This is a genomic window from Solibacillus sp. iso_87 (assembly GCF_056173085.1).
In genome coordinates this window covers 2696487-2713002 of the sequence record NZ_CM149656.1, presented here as the reverse complement: position 1 = coordinate 2713002, position 16516 = coordinate 2696487, and the positions used below count along the sequence as shown (strand labels likewise).

Annotated in this window: 29 protein-coding genes; all 29 read left to right on the top strand. The window is 36.7% G+C overall.

Going from position 1 to position 16516, the window contains the following annotated elements; translation table 11 throughout:
* Positions 1-304: 304 nt before the first annotated feature.
* Positions 305-727 (top strand): hypothetical protein, encoded by a 423-nt coding sequence (locus AC0VXV_RS13845; protein WP_475528787.1) that lies wholly within the window; start codon positions 305-307, stop codon positions 725-727.
* A gap of 4 nt (positions 728-731) precedes the next feature.
* Complete coding sequence (locus tag AC0VXV_RS13840; protein WP_350478010.1) at positions 732-1280, top strand: ERCC4 domain-containing protein; 549 nt, start codon at positions 732-734, stop codon at positions 1278-1280.
* A complete protein-coding gene (locus AC0VXV_RS13835) occupies positions 1281-1526 on the top strand; it encodes a hypothetical protein (protein WP_475528786.1) in 246 nt (81 codons plus the stop codon).
* A gap of 9 nt (positions 1527-1535) precedes the next feature.
* Positions 1536-1772, top strand: coding sequence for a hypothetical protein (locus AC0VXV_RS13830; protein WP_475528785.1), 237 nt, complete (start codon positions 1536-1538; stop codon positions 1770-1772).
* Between the two features lie 55 nt (positions 1773-1827).
* Entirely contained in the window at positions 1828-2070 is a 243-nt protein-coding gene (locus AC0VXV_RS13825) for a hypothetical protein (protein ID WP_475528784.1), read from the top strand.
* A 43-nt stretch (positions 2071-2113) separates the two neighbouring features.
* Positions 2114-2662, top strand: a complete 549-nt coding sequence (locus tag AC0VXV_RS13820) for a nucleoside triphosphate pyrophosphohydrolase family protein (protein ID WP_475528783.1) — start codon at positions 2114-2116, stop codon at positions 2660-2662.
* A gap of 261 nt (positions 2663-2923) precedes the next feature.
* Complete coding sequence (locus tag AC0VXV_RS13815; RefSeq protein WP_475528781.1) at positions 2924-3121, top strand: hypothetical protein; 198 nt, start codon at positions 2924-2926, stop codon at positions 3119-3121.
* 9 nt (positions 3122-3130) lie between these two features.
* Complete coding sequence (locus tag AC0VXV_RS13810) at positions 3131-3352, top strand: hypothetical protein (RefSeq protein ID WP_475528780.1); 222 nt, start codon at positions 3131-3133, stop codon at positions 3350-3352.
* A gap of 12 nt (positions 3353-3364) precedes the next feature.
* Positions 3365-3763, top strand: a complete 399-nt coding sequence (locus AC0VXV_RS13805) for a hypothetical protein (protein WP_475528778.1) — start codon at positions 3365-3367, stop codon at positions 3761-3763.
* A gap of 145 nt (positions 3764-3908) precedes the next feature.
* On the top strand, positions 3909-4085 hold the full coding sequence (locus AC0VXV_RS13800; protein ID WP_475528777.1) for a hypothetical protein: 177 nt from the start codon (positions 3909-3911) through the stop codon (positions 4083-4085).
* A 17-nt stretch (positions 4086-4102) separates the two neighbouring features.
* A complete protein-coding gene (locus tag AC0VXV_RS13795) occupies positions 4103-4519 on the top strand; it encodes a transcriptional regulator (protein ID WP_475528776.1) in 417 nt (138 codons plus the stop codon).
* 43 nt (positions 4520-4562) lie between these two features.
* Positions 4563-5333 (top strand): hypothetical protein, encoded by a 771-nt coding sequence (locus AC0VXV_RS13790; RefSeq protein ID WP_475528775.1) that lies wholly within the window; start codon positions 4563-4565, stop codon positions 5331-5333.
* A gap of 28 nt (positions 5334-5361) precedes the next feature.
* The gene (locus tag AC0VXV_RS13785; protein ID WP_475528774.1) at positions 5362-5538 is read left to right on the top strand and encodes a hypothetical protein; all 177 of its coding nucleotides are present in this window, start codon (positions 5362-5364) and stop codon (positions 5536-5538) included.
* A gap of 340 nt (positions 5539-5878) precedes the next feature.
* Positions 5879-6046 (top strand): hypothetical protein, encoded by a 168-nt coding sequence (locus AC0VXV_RS13780; protein ID WP_475528773.1) that lies wholly within the window; start codon positions 5879-5881, stop codon positions 6044-6046.
* Positions 6047-6152: 106 nt separating this feature from the next.
* Positions 6153-7055 carry an HNH endonuclease gene (locus AC0VXV_RS13775; protein ID WP_475528772.1) on the top strand — a complete coding sequence of 301 codons (903 nt, stop codon included), beginning with the start codon at positions 6153-6155 and terminating at the stop codon, positions 7053-7055.
* Between the two features lie 11 nt (positions 7056-7066).
* Positions 7067-7411, top strand: a complete 345-nt coding sequence (locus AC0VXV_RS13770) for an HNH endonuclease (RefSeq protein ID WP_475528771.1) — start codon at positions 7067-7069, stop codon at positions 7409-7411.
* 124 nt (positions 7412-7535) lie between these two features.
* Positions 7536-7877 (top strand): terminase, encoded by a 342-nt coding sequence (locus AC0VXV_RS13765; RefSeq protein WP_475528770.1) that lies wholly within the window; start codon positions 7536-7538, stop codon positions 7875-7877.
* Positions 7874-9586 (top strand): terminase large subunit domain-containing protein, encoded by a 1713-nt coding sequence (locus AC0VXV_RS13760; protein ID WP_475528769.1) that lies wholly within the window; start codon positions 7874-7876, stop codon positions 9584-9586. Before AC0VXV_RS13765 ends, AC0VXV_RS13760 begins: the two co-directional genes overlap by 4 nt.
* Before the next feature lie 21 nt (positions 9587-9607).
* On the top strand, positions 9608-10759 hold the full coding sequence (locus AC0VXV_RS13755; protein ID WP_475528768.1) for a phage portal protein: 1152 nt from the start codon (positions 9608-9610) through the stop codon (positions 10757-10759).
* The gene (locus AC0VXV_RS13750) at positions 10749-11486 is read left to right on the top strand and encodes a head maturation protease, ClpP-related (RefSeq protein WP_475528767.1); all 738 of its coding nucleotides are present in this window, start codon (positions 10749-10751) and stop codon (positions 11484-11486) included. Before AC0VXV_RS13755 ends, AC0VXV_RS13750 begins: the two co-directional genes overlap by 11 nt.
* A gap of 24 nt (positions 11487-11510) precedes the next feature.
* The gene (locus AC0VXV_RS13745) at positions 11511-12668 is read left to right on the top strand and encodes a phage major capsid protein (protein WP_475528766.1); all 1158 of its coding nucleotides are present in this window, start codon (positions 11511-11513) and stop codon (positions 12666-12668) included.
* 46 nt (positions 12669-12714) lie between these two features.
* Positions 12715-12897, top strand: a complete 183-nt coding sequence (locus tag AC0VXV_RS13740) for a termination factor Rho (RefSeq protein ID WP_475528765.1) — start codon at positions 12715-12717, stop codon at positions 12895-12897.
* An 11-nt stretch (positions 12898-12908) separates the two neighbouring features.
* Entirely contained in the window at positions 12909-13205 is a 297-nt protein-coding gene (locus AC0VXV_RS13735; protein ID WP_475528764.1) for a hypothetical protein, read from the top strand.
* Positions 13192-13548, top strand: coding sequence for a phage head closure protein (locus AC0VXV_RS13730; RefSeq protein ID WP_475528763.1), 357 nt, complete (start codon positions 13192-13194; stop codon positions 13546-13548). The genes AC0VXV_RS13735 and AC0VXV_RS13730 overlap by 14 nt, the downstream gene beginning before the upstream one ends.
* Positions 13548-13961: an HK97 gp10 family phage protein gene (locus tag AC0VXV_RS13725; RefSeq protein ID WP_475528762.1), complete on the top strand. Its 414-nt coding sequence runs from the start codon at positions 13548-13550 to the stop codon at positions 13959-13961. The genes AC0VXV_RS13730 and AC0VXV_RS13725 overlap by 1 nt, the downstream gene beginning before the upstream one ends.
* Positions 13958-14407, top strand: a complete 450-nt coding sequence (locus AC0VXV_RS13720; protein WP_475528761.1) for a phage tail terminator family protein — start codon at positions 13958-13960, stop codon at positions 14405-14407. The genes AC0VXV_RS13725 and AC0VXV_RS13720 overlap by 4 nt, the downstream gene beginning before the upstream one ends.
* 2 nt (positions 14408-14409) lie before the next feature.
* On the top strand, positions 14410-15474 hold the full coding sequence (locus AC0VXV_RS13715) for a phage tail sheath subtilisin-like domain-containing protein (protein WP_475528760.1): 1065 nt from the start codon (positions 14410-14412) through the stop codon (positions 15472-15474).
* 14 nt (positions 15475-15488) lie between these two features.
* Complete coding sequence (locus AC0VXV_RS13710) at positions 15489-15941, top strand: phage tail tube protein (protein WP_475528758.1); 453 nt, start codon at positions 15489-15491, stop codon at positions 15939-15941.
* Positions 15942-16005: 64 nt separating this feature from the next.
* Entirely contained in the window at positions 16006-16401 is a 396-nt protein-coding gene (locus AC0VXV_RS13705; protein WP_475528757.1) for a phage tail assembly chaperone, read from the top strand.
* Positions 16402-16516: the final 115 nt, after the last annotated feature.

Here is a 16516-nt window from a genome sequence, read left to right as displayed (position 1 = left end):
TTTAGATAACTCCATAAAACCAGTAATACCAAGGGTTTGAAGTACTTTTTATTATTACTTAGTTACTTTAGTTACTTAGTTTTAGTATTAATTAAAAAATAAAAATAAATATATAAGTACTATATAAGAGCGTAACCGTGAATTTAAGTAACTTTTGTAACTTTTTAATATATAAAACTACTGAAACCCTTGGGGCTGTAAGGCTAGAGTGAGAGTTACTTTAGTAACTTTAGGTAACTTTTTGGGGTTACTTAGTTACTGAACGATGTTTTAAGTAACTCATTCAGTAAAGGGGGTTCGGAAAATGGTCATTTTCGTTTTATCAAGAATTTGGCGGCACGGCGGAATTATCGAACGCCAAAAAGACGGCTCATTAAAATTACTAAACCATAAAAATATACCGGCTGAAGTTTTGAAATCAGCCGAACCGATTTTTCCCGAAATCGATAAATATCTTCAATCTGTGGAAGGCATGAATGCAACTGATACAACTTTATGGAAAATGATTGTTGCGTTATGCGGTTGGCAGACAAACGAATCAATCAGCAATTTCTTAAACAACGATGAAACTGCTTTGAATTTATTCGTAGAATATCAAGCAGCACTCGCTAAAAACGGTTGGAAAGAAATTTATGAGGATTGGCGACATTATGAAAACGATGAATCAGCAGCATTAAAAAACGAAATCTACGCAAGGGCAGTCGCGTTTGCTAAGAAGGGAGCGTAAACGCTTGATCAGATATAAATACAACGACAAAGAAATTGATGCCATTCTAAAGCATTTAACAATAATCATGGACACACGCGAAAAATCGGCCTTGCACATTCTTGAATATTTCAAGCAGAAAAACATTGCCATGAAAGTTCAAAAATTAGATACGGGCGATTACAGCTTTATGATTCCGAGTAATGATGAAACTTTAAAATACGGGATTACCCGAGATTTATATTTCAATAGTTTCGTAGAACGTAAAAACTCATTGGACGAGATATGTGGCAATTTACAGAAAGATACGCAGCAGGCATTTATTAATGAGCTTATACGTAGCCAGGATAGCAAGTTTGTTTTGTTTGTGGAGGACCCGAATTTCGATGAAAACCTAGCAAAAGGAAATTACCGTAGCAAGTATGATCCAAAAGCATTGAAGGGCCGACTTGAATCATTCAAAGCGAAATACAATTTTGAAATTGTTCCAATGAGTAAAAATATCATTGCTCACAATTTGTATCATCGGTTTTTATATCAAGCAAGGCATTACCTAAAAAACGGGGTGTTTTAAATGACTAAACTTAATACGCTAATCGAAAAATGTAAAACGCAAAAGGTTGTATCGGCAAAACTTGTATCGGGGGTCATGGGGCATTTACGTTCAGAAGAACTGCGATTGAAACGAAAGCATAGTAAGGCAGCACATGAAAAGAATATCGAGTATCAAGCTCTGAAAAAGAAACTGGGAGAGGTAAAGCGTGAAAATACCTCATTAAGACGGGAGCTAGAGAAATATAGAGTGGAAGAAAACAAGTGAGGTGTTCTAATGCAAACACTGAATAAAAACGGCATACCAGTACAGACAAAAGAAAATGCAGAGAAACGTAGGAAGTTGAAGCGGCAAGCAGAACGAATGAAACGTATGCAAGCATTAGAGGATAAGAAATTAGGCATGAAGCGTTTTGCGTTAATCAATGATGAAGCAGAAGTTGAGGTCGTGGTGCCTTACTTCTCGCCGATTGTGGAGTTATTGAAGGGTGATGGATGGAGGGAAATTTTTTAAATCGGCTTACTAAATAAACGAACAAAATTGTTGAGGAAAAAAGGAGGAAATATTCATGATTATTGAAATGGGTAAAGGCGATATCGCAATTATGCTCGCATCTACAAGAGAGGATAAAAAAGCAGATTGCATCACTTTTGTGAAGCGTGATAAAGAATATCCGTTAGCTATAGATGTTGATTGTGATGTGACAGACGAAGAAATCAAAAACGGTAGATTAGGTACATTGTATTTCGGACATGAAAAATCAATTGATGCTCTAATTAATCAACTACAAAAATTAAAATCTCAATACTGAACACTTTGAGAAAACTATTGAGTAAAAAGGAGATTACTAATATATGAACTTAACTGAATTTCAAACTTTATCAAAACGCACAATGCCATTTGGTGGGGAACCAGCTAATCAAGTGGAATATGAACACATGTTAGTAAACTATTCAATGGGTCTAGTTGGAGAATCAGTAGAGTTAATGATGGTGCATAATGACGGTATTACTCACGGTGCTTTGGATGTTGAATTTTTAAAAGAAATCGGTGACGTTTCGCATTATGCAGTCGGACTAGCTCAATTGATGGATTTAGATTTACCTGAGCATGTAGGTGTTATAAGTAATGGCGAATTAGCACCTAGTGAAATCCTCGAAGAATTATTGTCGCGTTCCAGTGAAATTTCGGAATCGGTAAAAAAGCATATTTTCCATGGACGTGAGCATGAACTTTTTGAACCAAATTTATTAATCGATATATTGTTCACATTAAAAACAATCACGAAACATTACGGATTCAAATATTCGAACGTTTTAACAATCAACATCGACAAATTAAAAACACGCTATCCTGAGAAGTTCAGTGTGGAGGACAGTATAAAGCGAGTTGATGTGCAATGAATACACCGAAACTTTACATGGAGAAATCACTTGAAGGTAGACGAGTAGCAGTTACAGATAAATTTCTTGCCAAAGTTCGTAAAGTCGAAAAAACAAAATACGGAGTGGTTATAGGTTGTATTCTGCATCACAAACACCATTCCTATATTTATCAAGCTTTTCATGTCCAATTTGATGATGGGACACAAGATACGATATGGGCACACAATCACAAGTTAGTTAGCAATGGTTATACACGATACTAATAATGAGGTGATCCAAATGGCTAATCGAGGCAGACCGAAAGATACGAATGATTACGCATTATACAAAGGCGATGAATTACTGGCAATTGGGACGCTTGATGAATTAGCGGAATTTCGAGGGGTATCGAGAAACACAATTTATTACTATTCGATGCCGGCTAGTAGAAGGAAAGATCGTGGCCAAAAGGTTGTAGCTGTTAAATTAGAAGATTGAGGTGATTCCATGCACCAACTTGACGAGCAGACAATACAAGAACAGCAAGCCTGGGAACATTATAAAAGGATTGAAGCGGAAAACTACGCATTGAAACGTCAACTGATTCACCGTAATGAAACGATTCGTGCATTAAAGAAATCGTATGCTGCGTTGAATAAAAAATACAAAGCGCTACTGGATCATAAAAAACCACGATTCCGAAACAACGGAAAGAAGAAAATCAAATAAGGGGTGTTTATCATGACGGATAACCAGTTGTTACAAAAGCGTTTAGATATTCTTGAGCAGGTCAATGGCATTCTGAAACTTTGCCATTGCAGCAATGCACATATTAAACAAACGTGTGAGCATTGTGTAAAGCTAATACCTTTAGGCGAGCAATTACTCAAATTAACGAAACCACGAATGGACGTTACAACAAGCGGTCAAATCGTACCTTTTAGAAAGAAAGTTGAAAAGGAAGTTAAGAAACCTGACTATTCGATTGCCGTTGAGGATTATGTACAAGCTAAGCTCAACAAAATGTCAGATGGTGATTTTTATAAAGGGTTGAATGTTAGTCACCATTTCTTTAGGTATTGGAAAAAGCGAAACTTGAATGAGATTAATCGTTTGAAGAAGAAGTTGAAGGCGAAATAATGCGCATATCAATATAACACATTTAAACAGTCGCTAAAGGCTTTCTAATCTTTTACCTAACGAGAGTACCAAAAGTATAATAGAGAGCCTTACAGCGCATTGTGAAGCGTCACAGATATATATTAATAGATTGTGGAGGGGCAATATGAATATTAAACAAAAACCTAAATGTAATTGTGGACTGGATATGGTGGTTATCGAATTCAAAGGTTATTACGACAACTTCAAATTTTGGGGATTTGACGATAAGTGTGAATGCACTAAAAATATTCGTGTCCGAGATTTCGAAGCGGATGAAACAATAATGGGCGCATACGCGTAAGTTGTGGAGGGCAAATCATGAAACTATCAAGGCATGATATACAAAAACTCGAAGATTACTGGATTAACCTTCAACAATATAAAAAAGATTTACAGTTTCGTGAATGGGAATTGTTAAATGCATACCAGGAAGCTGATACGAATATTGGTGGAGGGAAGGTGAATCGTATTTCTGATACGACTGGGAATAAAGCGATCGTGCTTGCGGAAGATACGAAATACCAAAATTTAAAACGCATTGTCCAAACCATTGAATGTATGTATAAGGAATTGGATCACGACCAAAAAACAATCGTGGATATGCGTTACTTTGATAAGAATGAAGCGTATGAGTGGCAGCATATCGGTGATGAATTATATATGTCAACGTATCGAGTGTTACGAAAACGGAATGCATTGATCGATGAAACGGCTAGACGGTTAGGTTGGGTTTAGTAAGTAATCGAACAAAATTGTTGAGTAACAGGAAGGTGAAAAGATGAAGCACATAATTTTCTATAGCGGTGGCATTGGCTCCTGGATGACTGCTAAAAGAGTAGTCAAAAAGCACGGTAAAGAAAACGTCATATTATTTTTTACAGACACTCTAATCGAGGACGAAGATTTATATAGATTCGTAGATGAAACAGTTCAGGAAATGGATGTTGAATACGTCAGAATTGAAGATGGTCGTACACCTTGGCAAGTATTTAAAGATGTCCGCTGGCTTGGTAATAGCAGACTCGCTCAATGCTCACACCATTTAAAACAAAAGACTGCTGATAAATGGATTAAGGAAAATTTCAAACCAGATGAATGTATTTTGTATCTAGGCATCGATTGGACCGAATCACACCGAAAAGCAGCACCTGAAAGAAATTGGGCTCCATATAAAGTCGAGTTTCCGATGTGCGAAGAACCATTAATGACTAAAGATGAAATGCTTAATGAACTTAACAAATTAGGTATTAAAACACCTAGACTGTACGATCTCGGGTTCTCACACAACAATTGTGGAGGGATGTGTGTAAAGGGTGGACAAGGGCATTTCTTAAACCTACTTCGACAGTTTCCAGAACGTTTTGAATGGATGGTAGAGTACGAAAAAGAAATGCAAGATTATTTAGGACAAGAAGTAACTATTTTGAAACGTACCGTAAATGGTGAACGTGAAAATTTATCATTACAACAGCTTAAAGAAGAATATGAAGCTGGTTCTAAACAACTCGATTTCTTTGATATGGGTGGTTGTGGGTGCTTCATAAGCTAATAACTTTTTTAGTAAGGAGAGTGGGAAAATGAAAGTTTGGACAGTAACAGTTTTTGAAAGTGGCGATATGACAACAAGTGTTTGGGGTGTTTATGACAGTGTAAGAAAAGCGGAAAAACGCAAAGAAGAATTGCTGTCTAACAAAGAATTAAACAGTGATGGACATTATTTAAATGTCGGAATTGAAGAACATGAAGTCCAGTAAATACTAAACAATTTGAGAAAACTACCGCAATAGTGCAACCTAGTGAATTGCGCAACAAAACCGTGTAAATTGATAACATACCATAATTTATACAAACGAAATATCATAAGTCGAAAGCCTAAACAGACTATAAAAGCGAATGGGGCAATATGAAAGTCGTTGGCGATTGCTGACGGCTTTTTATTATGCAATCAATCATAACTGTGGAAGGTAGGGAATGTTGTGATAAGAAAAATTCGTTATATAGAAGGCGCTTATTTCATAACGGAAATTCGATTAATTGGAATCTTAATATACAAATCAAAGGTACGTGGTTAATTAAAGAGAAGGCGGTGAACACATGGAAATTTACAATTTAATCGATGATGATACGCGAGATAAATTAAATGCTGTTCATCGTCCTTTGATTAAGAATAAAGAGAAATTATCTGAACGTGAGCTTAGAGAATTGATGAATTGTAATAAGCAGATTCATAAACGGGTGAACGGAAGGGTTAAAAGGAAATGAGGTCATGCGAATAGATCGCGTGGCTTTTTTAATGCAAAAAAATAATCCTCTGATGCTCGTAACATCAAGGATTGTGACCAACAAACTGAATAGGAGTTGTTGATATATGAATTGTAACATTGTCGAAGCAATAATTCAATTGAGAACGGAAGGCGTGAGTATTAAGAAAGTTGCCGAACGTTTAAATATTAGTTTGACTACAGTGAAAAGACATTGCAGGAAAAACGGACTTACTGGGGTACTTGCAAAAACAGAGTTGGATATCATAGAAGAAAGAGAACAAAATTTTGCGGATAAGATTGCTCAGGCCGAAATCGGTTTTGAATATGTTAGTGGTTTTATTAATCAGGATAAACCGATGAAAATTAAATGTAAAAATTGTGGACACGAAACAATTCGTAGCGGAATTACTATAAGGAAAACTTTTAAAGGAATCAAAAGGATTTTGTGTGAACAATGTGGCGAAAGGCGGCGTAATCAATCTGACGCTCAACATTTAAAGGCTGAACAAAGGGTACGTGACAGACAATTGCATTTGTTACGAAAAAAGATTTTAAAGGAAGCCATAAAACCAAAGCCATCATTAAAAGTAATGCACGTAATAAAATGTATTGAATGTAGTTCTGTTTTTGGTAGTGAAAGGAAACGTGCTATATGCTCTCAAACTTGTATCAATCGTAGACACAACCGAATGAAGGAACTACGTAAACGAAAAGCAAGAGCGAATGGTAAAGTAGACTATTCAATAACAATTGAAAAGGTAATACAAAAAGAGAAGAACGTCTGTTATTTATGTGGAGGTCAATGTGATTCAACTGACTTCACTATAGATGATAGAGGTTCTTTTATTGTGGGTAGAAACTATCCATCAATTGAACATGTGGTTGCTATCAGTAAGGGTGGTACACATACATGGGATAACGTAAAGCTTGCTCATCATTATTGTAATTCAATAAAGAATGATAAGAAGATTGTGGAAGATACAGGACAAATGGTGTTGATGTTATGAGGTGATATGAATTGAAAGAATACAAATCAAAAGAGCAGAAGCGTAAATTCTATAATTCATATGCATGGGCAAAGTTGCGCAAACAAGTATATGAGCGCGACAAAGAGTGTCAAGAGTGTAAGCGCAATGGAAGGGTTACTCTTGATACTTATGAGTTGAGTGACAATGGTCGTAAGGTTATTAAGTTAGTCGCTCACCATAAAAAAGAGTTAGAGTTCCATCCTGAGCTTGCGTTAGAACCTAGCAACATTGAAATGATTTGCGTTGAGTGCCATGAGCGCATACACGATAGGATATATTTGTTCAGCAACCATAATGGTAAAAAGAATAAATGGGTTAATGATGAAAAATGGTGATACCCGCCCCTTTTAGGTTCATCAAACCTTTGAAAACCTATAAACCGGCTGCTGGACTTAATCGTCTAAATTTTTCGTTCAAAATACACCTTGCACATTAGAAGGGGCAGAGGGGAGGGGTTACATGGAAAAGATTGATTTAGAAAAATTAAAACAACAACTTTTAGCGCGGGTCGATACAGAAGATTTATTGGAAATCAAAAAAATTAACAACTTGATACGTCTGTATGAACTGGATGCAAAGTGTGATGCAATTATTGATAAAGAAGGCGTGCGGATCGTCATTAAAAATGGCACGCAGAAATTTATTAAAAGCCATCCGTCAATGAATGAGAAAATGAAAATCAATGCACAAATTATTGCATTGGAAAAGTCGATTAAATTTAAATTGAAAAATGTTAAAGAAGTGCCCCCTTCTGCTGCGTCATCTGTGGAAGACGAGGATGAACGAGGTGGGTTGATTTGATTAGCTACAGTTATGTTGATGAATATATTAACCAATGGCGCAATGGTGAAATCATATTAAATAAAGAGCGTATTCTTTTAATCGAGTGGCTTGAGCAAGATGTTTTAACGATGGACAATATTTATTTTGATAGTGAGCAGATTGAAAATTATATCCAGTTCACTGAAAAATGGTACTTCAAATTAGGCAACTTCCAAAAATTCATCTCATGTTTTGTTTTCCTAAGATACAAGGACGATGACAGTTTAGTGTTCGATGAATTTTTCATTTATATGGCCCGTGGAGCTGGGAAGAATGGTTACGTTTCATCGAAAGCGAATTACTTCATCAGTGAATTGCACGGTATCGATTTATACAACATTTCGATTGTGGCCAACAGTGAGGACCAAGCAAAGACTTCGTTCACAGAGGTTTATAATACGATTGATGTAAACGATGCATTGAAAGGTTATTTCAAGCACCAGAAAGCAATGATTGAATCGGTCGATACAAAGGCCATCTTTAAATACAGAACGTCTAACGCATCCACAAAGGATGGTTTACGTGATGGCTGTGTTATCTATGATGAAGTGCATGAATACGAAAATAATGAGGTTGTAGATGTATTCTCGGGTGGTCTCGGTAAAGTACGAGACAGTCGGGAATTTTTTATTGGGACTGATGGATTTGTCAGAGACGGCTTCATTGATCGTTTGAAAGAACGTGCGATGCGTGTGTTGAATCGTGAAGTGACGGTTAAAGAAGATTCATTGTTTCCGTTTATGTGCTGCATTGACAATGAAGATGAATTGCACGATACAAACATGTGGCAAAAAGCGAATCCTCAATTTCATCCACCAATGAGTGAGTATGCAAAAACTTTATACAAAAAGGTTTATAAGCAATATAAGAAGCTTGAAAATGATTCATCCGGTTATGAAAACTTCATTACCAAACGAATGAATTTACCTAGAATCAATTTAGAAAAGTCAGTTACATCATGGGAAAAAATTGAAGCAACCAATCAAACGTATAACATTGACGACTTTAGAAACCGTGAATGTATTGCTACTGTTGACTATGCCTCCATTCGAGATTTTGCAGCGTGTGGCTTATTGTTTGTGGAAGGCGACAAATTCATTATGCCAAAAGAGCTCACACAGTCATTTGCTTGCAAACCTTTTGTTGATAAGCATTATGCATACTCAGGCATAAAGAGCGAAGGTAACAATAAAAAAGAAAACCGTAAATTTGCGCCGATTCGTGAATGGGAACAGCAAGGGTTATTAACGGTCCTCCACAAAGATACAATGGATCCGCATTTAATTGTGAGATGGTTCGTTGATAAGCGTAAGGAAGGCTATTTAATTAAGAAAGTTGTTGGCGATAATTTCCGAATGGAGTTATTAAAACCATTATTCGAAGCGGAAGGATTTGAAGTAGAAGTCATTCGAAATCCAGATGCTGCTTCTGCATTACTTTCACCAAAAATTGAATTAGCTTTTGATAATGAAAATATCATCTTCGGAGATAACAGCATGATGCGTTGGTATACAAATAATGTACTTGTCGTGATTGATAATAAAGGAAATAAACTATATCGCAAAAAAGAGCCAGTGAAACGTAAAACAGACGGATTCATGGCTTTTTTATATGGCGTTTGGGCGGCTCGAGACTTGGACATTACAGGTAGCGGAGGATTCAAAGCATTGGCTGCTTTACGATTCTAGGAAGGGGGTGAATAGATAGATATGGGATTACTAGAATTTTTCAAACGTAAAGACGTTCAATTCTCATTCGACCTGGAATTATTCCAAGACGTTTCTGAACGAGCTCACATGCGAAAGCTTGCGATTGATACATGCGCTTCATTCTTGGCGCGGACCATTTCACAAGCTGAATTTAGGGTGAAAGAAAACGGCAAGTATACCAAAAACGAATTGTATCGACGTTTAAACTTGCGGCCTAATATTAACCAGACGGCTTCAACATTTTGGCAGAAATTAATGTACAAAATGGTGTACGAAAACGAATGTTTGATTGTTCAATCCGATACAGAAGATTTATTAATCGCTGACTCTTTTACTCGTAATTCAAAAGCTGTGTATGAAGATACCTTTTCGCAAGTTACTGTAAACGACTTTACATTCGAGCGAACATTTAAACAAAGCGAAGTTTTACATTTAAAGTTTGCGAATGAAAAAATCAGTCCTTTAATCGATGCGCTGTACAAAGACTACGGTGAGTTATTCGGTAGAATATTAAGCTCTCAAAAACGTAAAAACCAAATTCGGTCTACAGTAAACATTGATGGAACGACATCAAAGAGTGAAGAAGGTATGGCAGGTGTTCAGGATTTCATCGACCGAATGTATAAAGCATTTGGTGAAAAAGACGTTGCAGTCATTCCACAGATGTCAGGATTCGAATACAAGGAACACTTCAGTGGTGGCGGTAATGGCATTTTATCCGTTGATGAAATTAATAAGGTTACTGACGGTTTCTTTGACCAAGTAGCAACTGCATTAGGGATTCCGATTCCATTAATGCGCGGTGATATGGCAGACGTTGAAAAGGTAACGAAAAACTATATGATGTATACCATCAAGCCATTAATTAAAAAGATCAGTGATGAAATTAATGCAAAATTTATTGAGCCAAAAGATTACTTAAACGGCGATGTTGTGAACGTCTATATTCCACGATATTTAGACATTTTCGACATGGCGAATAATATTGAGAAAGTTCGTTTTAGTGGTTTATTTAACGGTAATGAATTACGCGGTGAGCTGGGTTATGATGCGATAGATTCAGAGGAATTTAACGCTTATTTCATGACCAAAAACCTAGCAACTAGTGAAGAAATTTTGAAAGGTGGTGAGACAAATAACAATGAAACGTAAATTCGGATTTAAAAACCAAGCTTATAATGAAAAATTAGCAAGCATTCCACACAATTTTGCAGCTACACATGATGAAGAAAAAGGTGTGTCAGAATTAACGATCTACGGTGACATTGGTGAATCGTGGTATTGGGATTCAACTTCTGCTGTTGATGTTGACTTTGCATTGAAGCAAGCTGGAACAAATGATATAGTCGTTCGTTTAAACTCTCCTGGAGGTTCAGCATTCGATGGTATTGCTATTTACAACCGTTTGAAAGATCATCCGGGAAAAGTAACTGTCTATGTTGATGGCTGGGCGTGTTCTGCTGCAAGTATTATTGCAATGGCCGGTGATGAAGTTATCATGGGTACAGGCGCAATGATGATGATTCACGAAGCTTCTAATATCGTATGGGGAACTAAAAATGATATGCGACAAGTTGCTGATATGTTAGAGGAACTTGAAGCAGGCATTATTGATATTTACATGACAAAATCAAAATTAAGTCGTGAAGAAATTTATGAAAAGGTTAATGCTGAAACTTGGTTTAGTGCATCTAAAGCTGTTGAAATCGGTTTCGCTACTTCTACTGCAACAACTGTGGAAGACGAAGATGAAAGTGAAGAAATGGCTCAAATGAGAGCGCAAATGCAAGCTATGCAAAATAAAATTGATGAGTTAACAAATAAAGAACCAGAAAAGCCGACAACTGTTAAACAAAACAGAGTTGTTAGGCTTTTTTAATTTAAAAAATGGAGGAATTACACAATGACAATTAAATTTAATAAATCAGAAACGTTCCAAAACGCTAAGAAAGCATTAACGGATGTACTTTCAAAAGAGAATGTAACGGAACAAGAGACTACTGAAGCATATGAAAATTATTTCAATGCTTTACAAACTGAAGTTGCTTCTGCAATTACAAAACAAGTAAATAATGAAATGCTTGATCGTTCAATTTTACAACAACGTGGTCAAAACGTTTTAACGTCAGAAGAAACTACATTCTTTAATGCCGCAGTTTTAGACGGCGGATTTAAAGATGATTCAATTCTTCCGGAAACTACTCAAGAACGAGTATTTGAAGATTTAGTAAAAGAACATCCATTACTTGATGCATTAGGTTTACAAGACTTAGGCGCTGTTACAAAATTCATTTATTCTGATGCAACAAAAGCGTTTGCGTGGAAAGAAATTTTCGGTGACATTTCAGGACAGGTTAATGCAGCGTTCCGTTCGGAAAAAATCGGGCAACTTAAATTAACAGCATTTGCCGTAATTCCAAATGACATGTTAGAACTTGGTCCAGTATGGATTGAACGATACGTTCGTACTTTACTTGTTGAATCTTATTCTGTCGGTCTTGAATATGGTTTCGTAAACGGTCGTGGTGCCACTCAAAGTGAACCTGTTGGATTATTGAAAGATGTTAATGCCGATACAGGTGCGGTAACTGATAAAACATCTTCAGGTACATTGACGTTTGCTCCATCTCAATACGGTGAAATTATCGCCGGTGAACTTTATAACGTAGTAAAAGCCTTATCAACTAACGCTAAAAATGAGTCTCGTAAAATTGGTGGGAAAGTGGTAATGGTTGTAAATCCAATTGATGCAATTGGTGTACAATTCCGTAATACCATTCAAACGGCAAACGGACAGTGGGTAACGGCATTACCATACAATATCCAAGTTGTCGAATCAGAAGAAATTCCAGTTGGTAAAGCCTTATTCTTCGTGAAAGGTGAATACTTGGCGGTAATTGCAGGTGGATATAAACTTAAAAAATTCGATCAAACATTTGCCATGGAAGATGCAACTTTATACACAATTAAACAATTTGCAAATGGTAAACCTAAAGATAATAAAACAGCTTTACTATATGATTTGGATATTAAATTTGGAACTGGTGTTGAGACTCCTTAATTTAAGGGGTCTTTACTTTTTATAAAATTAGCAGGAGGGATAAGCGATGTATAAGGTCATTAGAGCATTCGAGGACAAGGATAAACGTCGATATGCAGTAGGTGACGAATATCCACACAAAGACGCTAAAAAGGCTTCTAACGCACGTCTTAAAACGTTGTCCTCCACAGATAACAAATACAAGAAGGTTTATATTGAAGAAGTAGAAACCGAAACAGAAAAAGAATAGAGGCGAGTTAAATGAATGAAATCACAGAAGAACTTTTAGCTGAATTTAAAGAGCGCATGAAGTTAAGTGATGATGAAGATGGTAATTTAACTCGTATTCTTTCTGCATCTGTGGAAGACCTAATCGAAAAATGCGGTAAATATGATGTGCATATAAGTGCGCGATTCAAAGAGCTTGTTTTTGAACGTAGCCGGTATGCATATAACGATGCCATTGAATTTTTTAACTCCAATTTTCAGTCTCAAATTAATTCACTAGCAATTTCGAAAGCTATTGCTGAAATGAGTGATGACATTGCAACCATTTAAATATACTCCAAAAATCAATAATGGCGATTTGCGCAATAAGATTGAAATTCATGGATATATCGAAACGGTAAATAAGCTCGGTGAAGTCACTCGGAAATTTGGAAGAATTAAAAGTATTTGGGCCAAGATCGTACCACAAACGGGCTCGCTACAGGTTCAACAAGCTGATACCATTTTAACGAATGTTACCCACAAAATTATTGTGCGGCATGGCGGTAATGCAGATATAACAAAAGAAATGGAAATTATGTTCAAAGGTCGTAAATTCGAAATTCGATATATTTTAAATCCTTATGAAAAAAATGAAACGTTCGAAATCTTTGTCCAGGAGGTGTTGAGGTAATGAAAATCAGTGGATTGTCAGACTTTCAAAATGATTTGCTTGAAGTTGCTCAACAATCACCAAAAGCAATGCGAACGGTTATGGGTAAGGTCGGAAATAATGCAAAGAACAAAGTCAGTAAAAGAGCGAGGCAATTAGTTAAGAAAGATACAGGGATGTACCATAAAAAGTGGAAACGTGGGAAAGTGTTTATTGATAAAGACGGTCAATTCGTTACCCGTGTCATTAACTCTGCTCCACATGCCCATTTAATCGAGGATGGACACAAACAAGTTGTTCATGGGAAAGTAGTTGGGTTCACACCTGGTAAGAAAGTTTTACAGAAAGGTATGGCGGATTTCGAAGCGAGCGGAGAAGTCGATGGACTTATAGGTAAAGCGCTTGACGATTTGCTATCGAAAAACAAACTATGATTACACCTACAACGCTTAGAATAGCCATCAATCGAAAATTAAAAGAAGCATTCCCAACGATCCCCGTCATTGCTCAAGATATCGAAAAAGGATTTGTGCAACCGTCTTTTACTGTACGTTTCGAAGAGTATAGAGCTGAACAAATACAAGAAAGCCTTGAACAGTCATTAATTGTTCGGGTTTTTTATTTTCCTAATTTTGATGATGAAGAAATGTCCATTGATGTATTGGAAAAATTGTACGAGATCCCATTTGCATTCGGCAATAAATTAATTGTGGAAGACAGGGCGCTGAATGTTATCGAGCCAGAAGTCATTGACGTTGACGGCATTTTAGAGTTCAGCTTCAACTTACTATTTGAACAATACATCGAATCACTTGATTCAGAATACGGAAAAGAACTTATGCAAGAATTACACATTCAAATAAAGAAAGAAGGTCGTTAAGAATGGGCTTACCGGAAATTAATATTACTTTCCACGCCAAGGCTGTTTCGGCAATCTCACGTAGCGCTATGGGTATTGTAGCGCTTATTTTGCGTGATGAAACGTCCACAGTAGTGAACAGTGTGACTACGCTGAAATCGGTTGAAGATTTAGTTTCAACGGATTGGACACAAGCGAACTATGATTATATTAACAAAACGTTATTAGGCACACCGTCAAAGGTAGTTGTATTACGAATTGGCGAAGAAACAGAATTAAACAACGAATTTAAAAAGTTAGGCAGCGTGAAATTTAACTATGTAGCTATGCCTGATGCAACTGCAGCAGAAACGGAATCATTAGTATCGTGGGTTAAAGCGAAACGAACAAACGATAAAAAGACATACAAAGCTGTTATTTCAAACGTTGATGCTGACGACCGAGGTATTATCAACTTCACAACAGGTGGCATTGTAGTGGGTGATAAAACGTATACAGCCCAACAATATACACCACGTATTGCGGGTATTTTAGCCGGCTTACCATTTACACGTTCAGCAACGTATTTTGTTCTGCCAGAAGTTGATTTCATTGAAGAACATGAAGATCCAAACGCTGATATTGATAACGGTGAATTAATCCTTGTGAACGATGGCGAAAACGTCAAGATTGGTCGAGCGGTAAACAGTTTAACTACATTGACTGTACGAGAAAAAGCAGATTACAAGAAAATTAAAATTGTTGAAGTAATGGATATGATTGTGGACGACATTCGTGATACTTACAACCGAGAATATGTTGGTAAAGTTATCAACGTTTACGACAATCAAGTGCTATTTATTACAGCGGTTAATGCTTACTTCAAAATCTTAATGGGTGATCAGATTCTTGACCCATCATTCGATAACGTTTCATTCATTGATGTAACTGCACAGCGTTTAGCATGGGAATCAATCGGTACAGATACAACAGAAATGGACGATCAACAAGTACGTGAAATGTCATTCGGTTCAGAAGTATTCTTAGCCGGTCAAGTGAAGATTTCTGACGCAATGGAAGACTTAACATTCGATATTTTAACGGTATAGGAGGGAAATAAACAATGGCAAAACGTCAAGCTAAACGCGTTATCAACGGTACGTATGGTGCCGTTTGGATTAACGGAGAAAAGTTATATGATTTAGAATCTCTTGAACTAAATGTGGCAATCAACTATGAAGAAGTAAGTTTCCCCGAAGACCCTGCAACGCATCGTAAGTTTATTAGTTGGAATGGTGAAGGAGCGCTTGTAGTAAAGAAAATTTTCTCTCGTGGTTCATCATTGCTTGCGAAGGCGGTTAAATCAGGGAAAATGCCGGATATTACAATCACAACGAAATTGGCAGACCCAGACGCATATGGTACGGAGCGAACTTCCGTTTCAGAAGTAACGTTTGACGGATTCTTACTTTCAAAAATTGAACAAAAAGCGTTGCTTACAGAAGAACTTAACTTTGCATTCGCAGACTTCGATATTATCGAGGAAATCAAATCGCAAGTTTTAGGAGCTGCATAATCATTTTACAAGGTGCGATTAAAGTCGTGCCTTTTTATTATTTCAATTTGTGGAGGGCGAAAATATGTCAGAGAAAAAAGTTTTGCAATTAAGTGACTTAATCAAGGAAAAAGCAAAATACAAGTTAGGCGAGGAAAAACGTACTGCCGAATTGCATATGGAGCGGTTAGGTGCCAACATCGTTATCGAAATTCCTGATACTGCGTTATGTATGGATGCATTGTCTCAAAAGGATGATGACGAAGGCACAAAAGCAGATAACTACATTGTTTATTCAATCGTTAAGGAACCAAATTTAAAGGATTCTGAATTACAGAAAGCATATGAATGTGCGGAACCTACAGACATTGTGAATGAAATCTTCACACTTGGAGAAATTGCCGACATTGCAACTTACGCATTAAATGAAGCTGGGTTTAAACGAGGGACAGTGAAGGTCGTTGAAACGCTAAAAAACTAATTAAAAGTGATGATGAATTATACTTCTTCCACCATTATTTACAACTTGGCTACAAGATGGATTATTTATTGTCACTTGATTACATGACCAAAAATTTCATGGCAGCAAGCTTAGA

What these genes read in the sequence shown, in the direction of transcription:
- AC0VXV_RS13775 (WP_475528772.1), top strand. Translation starts at nt 6,153, where the DNA reads ATGAATTGTAACATTGTCGAAGCAATAATTCAATTGAGAACGGAAGGC.
- AC0VXV_RS13750 (WP_475528767.1), top strand. Translation starts at nt 10,749, where the DNA reads ATGAAACGTAAATTCGGATTTAAAAACCAAGCTTATAATGAAAAATTA.
- AC0VXV_RS13755 (WP_475528768.1), top strand. Translation starts at nt 9,608, where the DNA reads ATGGGATTACTAGAATTTTTCAAACGTAAAGACGTTCAATTCTCATTC.
- AC0VXV_RS13790 (WP_475528775.1), top strand. Translation starts at nt 4,563, where the DNA reads ATGAAGCACATAATTTTCTATAGCGGTGGCATTGGCTCCTGGATGACT.
- AC0VXV_RS13785 (WP_475528774.1), top strand. Translation starts at nt 5,362, where the DNA reads ATGAAAGTTTGGACAGTAACAGTTTTTGAAAGTGGCGATATGACAACA.
- AC0VXV_RS13815 (WP_475528781.1), top strand. Translation starts at nt 2,924, where the DNA reads ATGGCTAATCGAGGCAGACCGAAAGATACGAATGATTACGCATTATAC.
- AC0VXV_RS13715 (WP_475528760.1), top strand. Translation starts at nt 14,410, where the DNA reads ATGGGCTTACCGGAAATTAATATTACTTTCCACGCCAAGGCTGTTTCG.
- AC0VXV_RS13710 (WP_475528758.1), top strand. Translation starts at nt 15,489, where the DNA reads ATGGCAAAACGTCAAGCTAAACGCGTTATCAACGGTACGTATGGTGCC.
- AC0VXV_RS13800 (WP_475528777.1), top strand. Translation starts at nt 3,909, where the DNA reads ATGAATATTAAACAAAAACCTAAATGTAATTGTGGACTGGATATGGTG.
- AC0VXV_RS13795 (WP_475528776.1), top strand. Translation starts at nt 4,103, where the DNA reads ATGAAACTATCAAGGCATGATATACAAAAACTCGAAGATTACTGGATT.
- AC0VXV_RS13705 (WP_475528757.1), top strand. Translation starts at nt 16,006, where the DNA reads ATGTCAGAGAAAAAAGTTTTGCAATTAAGTGACTTAATCAAGGAAAAA.
- AC0VXV_RS13735 (WP_475528764.1), top strand. Translation starts at nt 12,909, where the DNA reads ATGAATGAAATCACAGAAGAACTTTTAGCTGAATTTAAAGAGCGCATG.
- AC0VXV_RS13825 (WP_475528784.1), top strand. Translation starts at nt 1,828, where the DNA reads ATGATTATTGAAATGGGTAAAGGCGATATCGCAATTATGCTCGCATCT.
- AC0VXV_RS13725 (WP_475528762.1), top strand. Translation starts at nt 13,548, where the DNA reads ATGAAAATCAGTGGATTGTCAGACTTTCAAAATGATTTGCTTGAAGTT.
- AC0VXV_RS13810 (WP_475528780.1), top strand. Translation starts at nt 3,131, where the DNA reads ATGCACCAACTTGACGAGCAGACAATACAAGAACAGCAAGCCTGGGAA.
- AC0VXV_RS13745 (WP_475528766.1), top strand. Translation starts at nt 11,511, where the DNA reads ATGACAATTAAATTTAATAAATCAGAAACGTTCCAAAACGCTAAGAAA.
- AC0VXV_RS13830 (WP_475528785.1), top strand. Translation starts at nt 1,536, where the DNA reads ATGCAAACACTGAATAAAAACGGCATACCAGTACAGACAAAAGAAAAT.
- AC0VXV_RS13740 (WP_475528765.1), top strand. Translation starts at nt 12,715, where the DNA reads ATGTATAAGGTCATTAGAGCATTCGAGGACAAGGATAAACGTCGATAT.
- AC0VXV_RS13845 (WP_475528787.1), top strand. Translation starts at nt 305, where the DNA reads ATGGTCATTTTCGTTTTATCAAGAATTTGGCGGCACGGCGGAATTATC.
- AC0VXV_RS13765 (WP_475528770.1), top strand. Translation starts at nt 7,536, where the DNA reads ATGGAAAAGATTGATTTAGAAAAATTAAAACAACAACTTTTAGCGCGG.
- AC0VXV_RS13805 (WP_475528778.1), top strand. Translation starts at nt 3,365, where the DNA reads ATGACGGATAACCAGTTGTTACAAAAGCGTTTAGATATTCTTGAGCAG.
- AC0VXV_RS13720 (WP_475528761.1), top strand. Translation starts at nt 13,958, where the DNA reads ATGATTACACCTACAACGCTTAGAATAGCCATCAATCGAAAATTAAAA.
- AC0VXV_RS13780 (WP_475528773.1), top strand. Translation starts at nt 5,879, where the DNA reads ATGGAAATTTACAATTTAATCGATGATGATACGCGAGATAAATTAAAT.
- AC0VXV_RS13835 (WP_475528786.1), top strand. Translation starts at nt 1,281, where the DNA reads ATGACTAAACTTAATACGCTAATCGAAAAATGTAAAACGCAAAAGGTT.
- AC0VXV_RS13820 (WP_475528783.1), top strand. Translation starts at nt 2,114, where the DNA reads ATGAACTTAACTGAATTTCAAACTTTATCAAAACGCACAATGCCATTT.